Origin of the sequence: Nodosilinea sp. LEGE 07088 (assembly GCF_015207395.1) — a bacterium.
In the GTDB taxonomy this organism is placed as follows: domain Bacteria; phylum Cyanobacteriota; class Cyanobacteriia; order Phormidesmidales; family Phormidesmidaceae; genus Nodosilinea.
Window position 1 is genome coordinate 24,763 of the sequence record NZ_JADEWX010000043.1, and the last position, 11,888, is coordinate 36,650.

General features: G+C 56.2%; 8 protein-coding genes. 3 read left to right on the forward strand and 5 right to left on the reverse strand.

Going from position 1 to position 11,888, the window contains the following annotated elements; genetic code table 11:
- Positions 1-77: 77 nt before the first annotated feature.
- A complete protein-coding gene (locus IQ254_RS12315) occupies positions 78-2,282 on the reverse strand; it encodes a phosphoketolase (protein WP_193966456.1) in 2,205 nt (734 codons plus the stop codon).
- 181 nt (positions 2,283-2,463) lie between these two features.
- Entirely contained in the window at positions 2,464-4,473 is a 2,010-nt protein-coding gene (locus IQ254_RS12320) for a serine/threonine-protein kinase (RefSeq protein ID WP_193966457.1), read from the reverse strand.
- A 303-nt stretch (positions 4,474-4,776) separates the two neighbouring features.
- Here IQ254_RS12320 and IQ254_RS12325 point away from each other — a divergent pair, with 303 nt between their 5' ends.
- Together IQ254_RS12325 and IQ254_RS12330 are read left to right on the forward strand one after the other, a co-directional pair.
- The gene (locus tag IQ254_RS12325) at positions 4,777-6,117 is read left to right on the forward strand and encodes a ParA family protein (RefSeq protein ID WP_193966458.1); all 1,341 of its coding nucleotides are present in this window, start codon (positions 4,777-4,779) and stop codon (positions 6,115-6,117) included.
- On the forward strand, positions 6,117-6,797 hold the full coding sequence (locus IQ254_RS12330; protein ID WP_193966459.1) for a Rho termination factor N-terminal domain-containing protein: 681 nt from the start codon (positions 6,117-6,119) through the stop codon (positions 6,795-6,797). Before IQ254_RS12325 ends, IQ254_RS12330 begins: the two co-directional genes overlap by 1 nt.
- Here IQ254_RS12330 and IQ254_RS12335 read toward each other — a convergent pair.
- Together IQ254_RS12335 and IQ254_RS12340 are read right to left on the reverse strand one after the other, a co-directional pair.
- Entirely contained in the window at positions 6,775-8,394 is a 1,620-nt protein-coding gene (locus tag IQ254_RS12335; protein ID WP_193966460.1) for a glycosyltransferase family 39 protein, read from the reverse strand. The genes IQ254_RS12330 and IQ254_RS12335 overlap by 23 nt on opposite strands.
- Positions 8,387-9,022 (reverse strand): hypothetical protein, encoded by a 636-nt coding sequence (locus IQ254_RS12340; RefSeq protein WP_193966461.1) that lies wholly within the window; start codon positions 9,020-9,022, stop codon positions 8,387-8,389. The genes IQ254_RS12335 and IQ254_RS12340 overlap by 8 nt, the downstream gene beginning before the upstream one ends.
- A 282-nt stretch (positions 9,023-9,304) precedes the next feature.
- Between IQ254_RS12340 and IQ254_RS12345 the strand changes: the two genes are divergently transcribed.
- Positions 9,305-9,781, forward strand: a complete 477-nt coding sequence (locus tag IQ254_RS12345) for a hypothetical protein (RefSeq protein ID WP_193966462.1) — start codon at positions 9,305-9,307, stop codon at positions 9,779-9,781.
- A 393-nt stretch (positions 9,782-10,174) separates the two neighbouring features.
- Here the strand turns inward: IQ254_RS12345 and IQ254_RS12350 are convergent.
- The coding region (locus IQ254_RS12350) for a DUF3656 domain-containing protein (RefSeq protein ID WP_193966463.1) at positions 10,175-11,888 on the reverse strand (1,714 nt) is incomplete at its 5' end.

The window sequence follows — 11,888 nt, forward strand, 5'->3', positions numbered from 1 at the left end:
AATAGGTAAATGTCAATGGGGAGCTCATGTCGATCTCCCCATTTTGCGATCTGAGTAACGTGGATGCTGGCGATACGCTAACCCAGCAGTGCCTGGGCTCGAGCCACAAAGTTGTCTGCTGTCAGACCGTTGAGGGCCATAACTTGCCCAGCACTGGCGGCGGTTTCGCCGCGTCTCCAGCAGAAGGTGTCACGGGGAGCCGTACTCCGCAGTAAAACGGGTTCGAGCATAGCGCTAGATCCGCCAGTGATGCCTAGCACCACGTCACCGCCGAAGAGGCGATCAAACCCAGCCTGATCGAGGAAATTATTATCGGGTTCTGAGCACATATCCCAGGCGACGTCGGTAGGGCGGTAAAGCTGGCGGGGGTTAACGATAGCAACAACCCGACTGCCAATGCCGCTAGCAGCCAATTGCTCAACCGCTTCAAACACGGGCAGCAGTGTCATATCGCCAACTACCGCAAACACAACTGTCTGATCGCCAGGAGTAGACGCCAGTTCTACAGCGCCATCGACCAGGGCCCGGCGGGTTTGCTCAAAGGTGGTGTGAATCGGCAGGGGGGATTTGCTGGCGGTAATCGTTACCCCTTTGTTACGGGTGGTCAGCGCCCAGGCGTAACAAACCTGAATACTGTTGGCGTCGGTAGGGAAGAGAGGATATACATTGCCATTGCGCATCATGCCCGCAAAGTAGTTTTCGATTTCGGGGCGCTGGTGAGTCCAACCATTGCGACCCTGCTCTAGGGCCCCAGCGGTGAACAAGGTAATGGTAGCCGGGGTCGGGCGACGTAGCTCGGCCATGGCCTGGGTGACGGTCTGCCAGATGGGCAGGCCATTGACAACAAAGGATTCGTAGGAGCACCAGAGGGTGCGGGCCCCAAATAGGGCCTGGGCCGCCGCCAGACCCGCGCAGGCATCTTCGCTGAGGGGTTCGTAGACCTGCCCCTGAGGCTGTTGAAAGTAAATTTCGTCGACGGTGGGGTGAATGATTTTGAGCGCCTGGTTGATGTTGTTGATACCCGAGGCGGCGTTGCCGTCGGCGTTTGTTACCACAAACTGGTCATCTCGCTGGCCTACATAGCCCACTAAAGCGCCCATGGCAGTTGTGGCCACCTGCTTATCGCCACCCACTGCAAATTCGTTGAGGGGCAAGGTGCCCAGATCGGCCAAGGGCAGCACTGATTCGGTAACGGCGGTTTTAGCGCCGGGGCCCCCCATCGATCGCTCGTGGTTGGTGCGCACGAGCTCCCATGCGGCGGGGGAGAGGGCTCGGGTGGTCAGGGCGCTCACGATGTAGTCTTTGGTGAGGGAGTCGCCGGGATAGAGGTTGTGGGATTGGGCACCTCGCTTGTGCACCCCTGCCCCCTTGAGTTGCTTGACGATCAGTACGGTGAGCGTACCGCCCAGGGCGAGTTTTGCGGCTTTATCGGTGGCTTCGAGCACGGCCTGGGTGAAGGCAAACCGCTGGGCGAAGGAGAATGCCGTGCTGTCGACATAGGCTCCAGGTTGGTCGGTATCGTCGAAATCTTTGGCGTCGACCAGTACGATCTCTTGGAAGCCGTTGCCGCGCCAGTAGTCGATCATGGCCTGGTTAGATTTGGTAGAGACCATGCTGTGGTGCTCTTGGCTATAGCCGTTCCACACCAGGATGGGCAGGAAGTTGGTGACGGTGGGGTAGGCGGTGCTGAAGTGGCCAAAGCTGCTCATGATGTAGGGCTCGCCCAAACCGCCGTCGCCGATGGTGACCGGGAAGAGCACACCGGGATGCAGTTTAGCGCCAGCCATGGCAAAGTGTTGGCCCTGGCCTAGGGGCCCAGCGGGGTTGAGCAAACCGGGGATTTGACCCGATAGGTGACCGAGCAGGCCGTGGGTTTCGCGGAAGCGATCGCACAATTGCTGTACGGTCTCAATGCCCATGGCCTCTAGCGAGCGGTCGAGGAACACATTGCTGTAGAAGCCAGGGGCGTGGTGGCCCACCTCAGTGATGATGTTTTTGTGGCCCAGCATCACTAACGATGCGATCGCATCGGCAATGCTGGCAAACCCACCGGGGTGCCCTGACTGCTTGCTGGCGGTCATTTGCAGGGTGAGGTAACGCAGGGCATCGGCTGCCAGCAGGGTTTGGTAGACCGCAACCGGGTCGCTAGGAGAGGTGATGGCGGTCTGCCCCGGGGCGATCGCCGCCGTCTGCCCGTAGGCTGCGAACTCGGGCAGCGGCTCCCCAAAGTACTGAATGCCTTCACAAAAGGCCGGAATCGATTGTGTGCTGGCTGCCGTCATACTCAAACCCCCTAACTAGCGTCAAAAAAACGTCATCATGCTGGCCTTGCCTGGGTTCAGACAACCGATCGATGGGCCAATCTGAGCCTATATACAGTTACAAAGGCTGTTAACCATCCTACACAGCGACGGGGGCAGGACGACGCAAACCACCATTGCAATGCCTCTATGGACGATCGCCCTAGTTCTCTTTGGCAGGCGGGTCAGGTTGGTTGAGAATGTCGTTGATGACGTTATCGACGGCGACCGTTAGACGATAGGGAATCGGGCCGCTGGCCTGGGAAACGATCACAATTTCGTAGTAGCCCGACTGGGGCAGCTCACCAGCCCAGGTATTTTGCTCGGCATCGGCCAGGATATAGGGGAGTGAATCATTGGGCACAGGGACATAAACCGACAGGCGGGTGCTGTTGGGAGGAGCCTGAAGATTGAGACGCAACAACTGCTCAGCTTGCAGGTTGAGAATGTAGACCTGCCCAGAGCCCGGATTGAGATTGCCTTCCTGCTGCTGACTCAAGACCCCAGACTCAAAGGTAATTTCGGTCAGGGCATCGCCACTGGCTAGGGCATTGACCTGGTCTTGGGCCACGGCAAACCAGATTTGATCGACGGGGGTTTCAACAAAGCCCTCGCTGACCCGCCCGGGGAAAATTTGGGTAAAACGGGCGTCGGCCAGGTCGTAGAGCGCTTTGCTGCTGACGTAAAGCGCGTTGACTTCGCGCTGCCAGCGATCGGTGTCGGTGGGGTTGTAGCGCCCCAGCTTACTGCGCGCTTCGGTGCTGAGGTTAGTTTCTAACAGATCGAGATTGGCGGCGGCGATCGCATCCCACTCGGCCCTCAGCGGGGCATCCTCAGGCTGATCGCTCAGCTGGGTGCCCACGCGATCGGGATATTTTTCGTAGAACAGCTGGTCGGTGAAGCTGGCCAGATAGCCCCAGTCAACGCTGAGATCCACGGCGCGATCGCGCAGCGCCTGCTTACGCTCCCGCTCGGCCTCGCTGAGAGCGGGGTTACCGGCATCGCTGCCCCCCGGCGAAACCACCTCCGAACCCGAAAACTGGTTCAGCGGGTCAAGCCACCACCACAGCCCCCCCGCTACCCCCACCGTAATCACCAGCCCCACCAGGGCTGGCCAGCACCCCGCTGACGTTTTTTTCACCGGCACTGCCCGGGGCGGGGGAGCTACTGTAGCCGTGGGGTCATTGGTTATTGACGGATAATGGGGACTAGCCGGCGCCACCGCCACCGTAGGCTCAGGCGGCGGCGGCGGCACCACCGGCTGCATCCGCACCGGCATCGGTTGAGCCCAGGCCGCAGACAACTGGTCTGCGTGGGCCAGATTTAACGCTGTCAGTACCTGCCCAGCTGAGGGATAGCGGTCGGCTGGGTGGTGGGCAACCAAGCGGCTGAGCACCTCAGTCAGGGTGGTCGAGATCTCTACTTGCTGGGGCCAAAGCCAGCGATCGCGGCGTTCGTCGTAGAGGGCCTCTGGATCTTGGCCCGTCAGCATTACCAGGGCTGTCATGCCCAGGGCGTAGAGATCGGTCTCGGGGCTGACCTCACCCGACAGCCGCTGTTCAGCCGGGGCATAGCCCACGGTGCCCAGGCGCGTTACGGTGCCATCGGTAGCCTGGTAGGGCTGGGCTACCCCGAGTTGATAGCGCACGTTCACCACCAACTGCTTAACGCCGCCAAAGTCAATCAGCATTGGGCGGCCATCGGCGTTGCGCTGAATCAGGTTGTCGGGGGAGATGTCGCGGTGCACAATGCCAATACTGTGCAGATATTGCAGCAGCGGCAGCATCTGCATCAAAAACTGCACCACCTCGGCTTCGCTAAAGTGCTCCCCGTAGGCCCGGCGGCGATCTAATAATTCTCGATAGGTGGGGCCTTCCACATAATCTTGCACCACATACAGCCGCGTCTGATCGCGCAGCAGTTCGCGAAAGCGGGGTACCTGGGGGTGGTTAATTTGGTAGAGAATGCCAGCCTCGCGCTCAAACAAGGTCTGGGCCTTATCCAGCGCTAGCTTGCCCGGCACCTGGGGGTTAAACTCTTTCAGCACACAGAGTTCTTGAAACCGATGGGTGTCTTCAGCGAGATAGGTGCCCCCAAAGCTGCCCTCACTAAGCTGCCGCAACACGCGGTAGCGGCTCCCCAGCAACCGTTCTCCTTGTCCTGTTTCAGCCATAGGCGCGCACTGCTGAACCCAGCTATATAGTGTTGCGTTCGATGCATCTGTCACAGATTAGCGCAAACCGGCACTATTTCTGTGGGTGGCTGAGCTGAGTTATTTCAGAGTGATGCAAAGCTTCGACATGACGACAGCAATATTTACCGATGTAGAGCAGTATTAAATACGTACTATTGAGATGCGTACTACGGATGTTAGCCCAGTAAAGGTAGTTCTCAAACTACAACTAACTTTCATGTTAATATCCTGACGCCATGGGTACACTTCCGTAATAGAGAAGAAAGCCCATCGCAGTCTTATATGAATCTTGAAGAAGTCTTAAAGGCTCTCCCAGCCGATGCAGCTGAGGCGGTTGTAGAGCTAAATTTCTCTCAGCCTTTCTTAAGAGCACTAGGGTTTGAATATCAGGAAATGGTACCCCAATTTCCTGTAGGTAGGCGGGCGGTTGATCATGCCGCCCGTAAGAATGTAGGTGAGGATACTTTCCTGACCAGCTATCAAAACCCCTATCTCTATATGGAGGTGAAAGGAAGAACAGAAAATTTATCTGACATAAACCATCCGGACTATCGTCGGGCAGCCTTGCAGTTAAAGCACTATTTACTGTCACCAGAATCAAAATCCGTTCACTGGGGACTACTCACTAATTCAATCCATGTTCAGTTATTTCGCAAGCACGGCAAGGTTGTTCATCCAGTTACCCCTTGCCTACCTATAACTGGAGATCTAAGACGCATCGTCAAAGATATCAAGCAGCGCATTGACAAGCCCAGACGTGCATTAATAGTAGCAATTTACAATAATAAGGGTGGGGTAGGAAAAACTACCACGACCTTGAATTTAGCAGCCACCCTCGCCTTACTCAAAAAACGAGTACTTATTGTAGACTTTGATCCAAATCAAAGTGATTTGGGTGATGCTTTAAATTTAAAGCCTCTTAAGGGTAAAATCCTAGAGGTTTTAAAGAGTAAAGAACCTGCGACCAGAGATATCATAACACCCTATAAATTTGAACACCCAAGGTTAAAAGAGTCATTGGGATTTGATATTATACTGGCTGATGAAGATTTGATTAGTGAATTGGATGAGGCTAGATTTAAACAGCAGGTTAAGTTCCATGCGTTGCGCCGATCTCTAGAGATTGTCCAAGACGACTATGACTATATTCTGATTGATTCACCCCCTAACTGGCGAATTTTTGCGCAAAAAGCTCTCTGTGCAGCTGATGTCGTCCTGATACCTGCAAGGCATGACAATCTGCATTCTCTCCAAAATGCAGGCACGGCTATTACACAATTTATTCCAGAGGCCCAGGCTAAGCGCTGTGAGGTTGGCGATGCTGGCCCCATTGCCCTACCTATCTTTATGAATAATGCTTTTCGCGAAACTGGCCCTCAAGTTCATTTGATGCACCAGGCGATTGCGAAAATCATCAAAGATGCCAGACGAAATTCTAGTGGTTTTGATTTAACACCTTATTTCTATCCGAAAAATCGTAGAGGCCATGAAAATCGCAAGATGATCACGATTCCCTACATGGCCTACATCTCTAGAGCTGATTTCATGCATATGCCAGCAGCATTCGCCTTTAAGCCTGCTCGCGAGCAATACCTCAACCTTGTGAAGGAGTACTTTCTCTAATGAGCCTTTCCGATGTTGGCAACTTAATGTGCCTTCCCTTCGATGAGATTCAGCCTGGTCAACCTACCAAAGCCCACGAATACCTGATTCAATCTGCTGCTAACCAACTTGGTCTAGAAGGCCGAAACTGGATACCGTTGGTAGTGAAAGAAATTGGCCCTGACCAGTACCAGGTAATCGGCAACTCCTTTGTCTATGCTGTTGCTGTCGAGGCTGAGCTAGAGGAAGTCTGGTGTATTATTGCGGATGATACACCAGAAACCGTTGCTATTACCCAGGCCCTCGCTCAAGAAACCCAACCTAAAACCAATCTGTCTACCGCTAGCCGCGAGGAAATTTCTGTAGCAGTCGATTATCTTTTGGCCCAACCCAGCACTCCCCTCAAAGGTGTGAACTCTGCTTCCCTTGTCACCCGCCTAGACGAAGCACCTCGCAAATATTGGAAAAACCTGCAACCGATTACTAAACTCGGCTGTCGCATCACTGCTGGCAAAAAACTCAAGGCGCTTGAACAGGTCTTTTACCTGACTCCAGAACCAATGCCAGACGTAGTGACCGATCGCACCCTCCTAGAATCGCTCACCACAGCTCAGCTGAAGGCTATGGCCAAAAAACGCGATATCGAAGGGATTTCAAAGTTGAAGAAGTCAGATTTGGTCAATCTCTTGGCCGCAGCGTAGTTACATGGTGCGAGGCTGATTCTGGCAAACACTGTTCGCCATTGCTGGTGAAGGCTAGGGGATAGTCAGGCTGGAGTGGGTAACCCTCTGGCCCGGCCTTAAACCCATAGCCCGCGACAATTTGATAGGTTTGCAGCACTCGGCCAAATCGGCGCACCTCTACTGTTTTTGGTGGGTCTACCCGGTCAAACATGGCCAAATGAGTCGGGCAAATGGGGTGCCAGGTTTCGCCCAGCAGCACGGCGTCGCGGCCCTCCAGGGCAGGGGCATCGTACCAAAAGTCGAACTGGTCGAGGCGGCCTGAGATCGCCAGCACGTCGGGGTTGTTGAGGGTATAGGCCAGGGCCGAGGCCGAGCGGTAGTCGGTGGTGAGCAGGAGCGGATCGTCGAGGTCTGCGGCCTGGGCCTCGACGGCGGCGGTAACCTGGGGCCAGCCAAACAGGGCCGCCCCATCGGGGTCTACGGCCCCAAACAAACTGCCCAGGGGAATGACCGTGTAATAAATTACCAGGGCTGTCGCCACAAATAGACCCAACCCCTGGGCGATCGCCAGTTGTCTAGCCCGCGCCGGTTTCGCCCCCTGGGGCCGATAAAACTGCTCGCTCAGCAGGGGAAACAGCAGCGGATAGGCCAAAATATTCCAGTAAAACAGCGCTACCGACACAGTCGAGAGGGCCACAAATGCAGCGGTCGAGAGGCCAAAAACCCACAGGGCTAGGGCTGGGTAGCAAGATGAGCGGAGCAGGCTAGTCTGCGCCTGCCGACGCAGCAGACGGCCAAGGCTCCAAGACTGAATCGGGCCCAGGGTAAGACCGCACAGGAGCAGAAAGACTAGGGGCTGTAGCAGATTGAGGTTGAAGCCACCGCCGGAGGTGCGATCGCGGTAAAACCGAAACGAAAAGAAGTCGTGCTGAATATTCCACAGCAGAATGGGCGAAAGCACCAGCGCCAGCAGCCCCAGGGCCAGGTAGAGACGGCGATCGCGCAGCACCTGCCGCCGCCGCTGATCGGTCAAAATAAGCGCCAAACAACCCAGGCCAACAAACACAGCGCTGTACTTGCACAGCCCTGCCAACCCCAAGAAAATAGCGGCTCCGTAGAGATCCCGTCCGTTCTTTTGGCCATTCGCATCAACCGTGCCATCGACGTAGCGCACAAACAAAAAGCTGCTGAGTACCGCAAAGGTCACCAGCCAGTGGTCGTGCCAGGCCAGGCCCAGATACCAAAAATAGAGCGGCGATGAGATCCCTAGGAGAACGACGACCCAGATGCGATCGCGGGCTTCGTCGCCGTAGAGGTAGCGGCAAATGTGATACAGCGTCACCCCCAAAATCCCGCTGCTGATCAGGTTGGGCAGGCGCAACACCCAGACCGACTGTCCTGGGGCGATCGCAAACAATCCCTGGATCCAGGCGTGAAAAGGCGGGTGATCGTAGTAAGAGAACTCGGGGTGCTGCCCCCAGAGCCAGTAGTAAGCTTCATCGGGGTTAGGAAATGCGGTGAACCAAAAGATCGCCCGCAAAACCACAAACCCAAGCAACCACCAGCGTCCCCAGCGCCACAAAGGAGACTGAATCTTGCCCCAGCCCTTACTCATCGGGAGATTCTAGGGCACTGGTGTCAATATCATCTAGCTCTGGAATATCGCCCAGGTCAAGGGTGCTCTCAGCTACTTCGGTAGGCTCTATCGCTTCACTGTCGAAGGGCACGATCACCGTGGGTAGCCCCGCCCCGCGCAGCCCCTGAAGAATGTGGCCGGGGGTTTCTGGAAACACGACAAACAGCGGATGCCCTGTATCCGTGCCATCGCTGAGCAAATGCTGGTATTTCTGGGGCAATAACCACGCGTAGCCGCGATCGACCAAAATTTGGGTATGGCGCCAGCGCAACAAAAGGTCTGAAAAGTCTTCTTGAGGACGGTGAATGTAGACAAAAATCTCGACCCCAGTCTTGATTTTCCACTCGGGATCACACATCAGCAGCGCCACATCGCAGGGCAGGGTGACCACCGCACCGGGAGCCAGGCTAGGACTGTGGGGGTTGAGATGCACCGCATCGCGTACCCGCACGTTGGGCAAAGGGAGGGTGATCACGCTCTCGTCCGGACGCCGCATGCTGGGTACGGCTTCCAGGTAGGGGCGATGGCGCTTGAGCAGGGCTAAGGCCCCCTCGTGGTCGGTGCAGACCGAGAGCAATGTCTCATACTGAAGAGATTTAATGGCCATGCCGTCCACTCATGTGCAGGTTAGAGTCAGTGTTCCCTGCATTTTACCGAATGCGGTGGAGGTTGCCGGACTCGCCTCAGGCGGTGGCGATTCTAAATATCCACAACGAACTTGAAAGAAACCTATCGCTATCCAGGGTTTCGCATTGTACCGAGGCTAGCTTGAAGGGGTAAGCAGTGAAGCTGGATGGATGGCAAATGCCTGATTCTGGTTTGATCTATCCCTGGGAGAAGACTTTTAGAAGCTAATGCTGCTACGTCATTGATCTAATTGGACGACATTATGAACCAGTCTCAGTCTGTTAGTTTGCGCAAATTGGTGCTCATGGCGGCTCTACAGCTCAGCACCGTGTGGGATTTGGTGACTACTCTGTTGGGCATTTTGATCATTCTCGACAGCCTTAACCTGGTTGCGGTTTGTCTGGCAGTCATTGGTACGCTAATTGTAGTGGCGTTTAACTTCTCGACCCGCTCTATCTGGCGTAGGCGACAGCACCTTAGCGCCTACGGGCTCCCGCTGCTGGGGCTGAGATTGATATGGCTGATGGCGTTAGGGGTCGATCTCTGGACTTCGCTCACCTGCAATGCCTGGTTTATTACCGCTAATCCGCCCGTTAATAGCGTGGCGTTGAGTGGTCTGCTGGGGAGTCTGAGCTTGGGGCAGCTGGTTATTGTCGTATTTGTCACGCTGGTGACGGTGGTTAGCCCCACCCTGGTGGGCTATTTACGGGGCCAAGATATCAATACCCTACTGAATTAAGGGGTTGGATCGATCCATATAGGTGCGAGTCTCCACCGCCACGTAGTATTGCGGCAGTAAGCCTCCTGACCACACTGATGATTGATAGCCATCGCCACGAAGGTTAGGACGTTTTTCTAGATCACCTACCGGCGATCGCTCTACGCCCGTTCGCGGCCCCAGTTTTTGCGGTTGGCGATTGTCTATGTCCTAAGCGAACTGGCCAACGCTATACCTTCAATGACCTATTGCAGACAAGCCGTGCCGCCGCTAGAGAGGTTATTAGAGCATCACACCCAGGAGATGAGACGATCCCCTGCTCGATCCGGTGCATATTGTTCTCATAGAGCTTCGCGCCGCCAAAGGCGTACCCATGATTCAACTGGCCAAACCCGATAGCTATCCGGTTGAGCCTTAGTTTACTGATCCTCTAGGGCCGTGCTTGACATCCAGGGGGCCACGGGTCACGCCTAACTTGCTCTGAACTTGCAGTGTGCGCCAAAGCTGATTGCCGGTAATGTCTCCCGCTAGAAGCTGGCGGTACTGGGCGATCGCCCTTGTGACCTGCTCAGGCGTTTCATCTAAAAACTCTAGACGAAAGTGCCTCGCCCCGGCCTGCATCAGCCGCGGAGCGTATTCGGCTCCGGTTTGGGCAACCCCGTTAAAGACCGTATTGCGGCAGCCCGCATCGGCCAGCAGAATGTGCTCGGTGCCAACCCTGTCTCGCAGCGTCACCTGCTGGCTTTCGCAGGGACGGCCACAGTCGCGAAAATCTTTGCCCTCAGACAAAAAGGCACAAAACACGCAGTGCTCCATATGGAACATGGGCATGTGCTGGTGCAGGGTAATCTCAAACCCCTCTGGCGAGGCCGATTGCAGCAAATCTACCAGCTGATCGGCATTGAGGTCATAGGAGGCGGTGACTCGCTGCAAGCCGTAGCGCCTCAAAAAATAATCTGCCGTTAGGCCATTGGCCACGTTTAGAGAAAAATCTCCAATGCAGGGCAGCCCCGCAAAGTAGGCCAGGTGGTCGTAGTTGCGCACCAGGTAGCCGTCGGCCTGGGCCCGTTTTACCTGGTCGAGAATGTAGTTTTCTAACGGCTTCGTAATGCGCGGTGGGGCCAGCCAAATCGTCTGGGCGTCGCTGGGGCGATTGGCCCGGAACCACGCTACGGTTTCTCGGTAGGTTGCCGGGTTCTCAAATTCGCAGTAGATCGTTTCAATCCCGGCTTGGGTGGCGGTGGTGAGCTGGGAGCGATTGCGGACAAGGGTGTGGAGATGGGGAATTGGGGAGCCTGGGAGCCTGGGAGCCTGAGGGGCCTGGGGGCTGGGATGCGCGGCGCGGGGTAGGATCGCTCCCAGGGAGGCCCCAGGGTTCAACTGCCAAAGGCGGGGCCGCAGCCGCAGCACTTCTAAATCGGCAACTAGTTCCCGCCGCAGGCGGTTGAGCTCGCTGATGGGGAGCATCACCTGCCCTGCCAGGTGGTTGACCAGAGACTCTAGGTGAAACGGGGTATTGCCCAGGCGGCCCAACTGCTGCCTGAGACGGTCGTCCGTCAGCGGTTTAGAGTGGGCCTCGGCTAGGGGCATAGCAGAGGTTGCCTGAGCAATATGCCCCTGGCTGTCGCGGGCGATCGCCACCATCGCCTGCCCCACCGTACCGTGAACTGCGATCGCGATCGGGCGGGTGAATTTGGGTTGGTCGCCACTGTAGGTCTGGCGCAATGCTTTATCGAGAGCGGGGTCGCTGGTTTTCCAGAGGCGATCGCCCGCGTGGATGTGGCGCAGGTTCAGTGCCTCTCGACCAAACTCCAGGCGGGTTTCTGGGCCAATGACATCGACTCGATAAACACGGCCACCCTGCTCCTGCTCACCTGGGTGGCCGTTGTCAAACACGACGCCATCTCCGGCTTTGATCGGGGCCTGGGCCTTGAGAAAGACGGCCTCCTCGGTGACGCGGATGATGCTGCCCAGATAGACGCCGCGCTTTTTGCCGAAGCGGGCATGGACGAGGGTTTGATTGTCGATGCCCTCAAACCAGCCGGTGTGGAGGCCGCGGGAGAAGGCCATTTCGAGTTGGTAGCGCTCGGTTGGCGAAGAGAGGGGAGATGGGGGGATGGGGAGACGG

What these genes read in the sequence shown, in the direction of transcription:
- IQ254_RS12315 (WP_193966456.1), bottom strand. Translation starts at nt 2,282, where the DNA reads ATGACGGCAGCCAGCACACAATCGATTCCGGCCTTTTGTGAAGGCATT.
- IQ254_RS12320 (WP_193966457.1), bottom strand. Translation starts at nt 4,473, where the DNA reads ATGGCTGAAACAGGACAAGGAGAACGGTTGCTGGGGAGCCGCTACCGC.
- IQ254_RS12325 (WP_193966458.1), top strand. Translation starts at nt 4,777, where the DNA reads ATGAATCTTGAAGAAGTCTTAAAGGCTCTCCCAGCCGATGCAGCTGAG.
- IQ254_RS12330 (WP_193966459.1), top strand. Translation starts at nt 6,117, where the DNA reads ATGAGCCTTTCCGATGTTGGCAACTTAATGTGCCTTCCCTTCGATGAG.
- IQ254_RS12335 (WP_193966460.1), bottom strand. Translation starts at nt 8,394, where the DNA reads ATGAGTAAGGGCTGGGGCAAGATTCAGTCTCCTTTGTGGCGCTGGGGA.
- IQ254_RS12340 (WP_193966461.1), bottom strand. Translation starts at nt 9,022, where the DNA reads ATGGCCATTAAATCTCTTCAGTATGAGACATTGCTCTCGGTCTGCACC.
- IQ254_RS12345 (WP_193966462.1), top strand. Translation starts at nt 9,305, where the DNA reads ATGAACCAGTCTCAGTCTGTTAGTTTGCGCAAATTGGTGCTCATGGCG.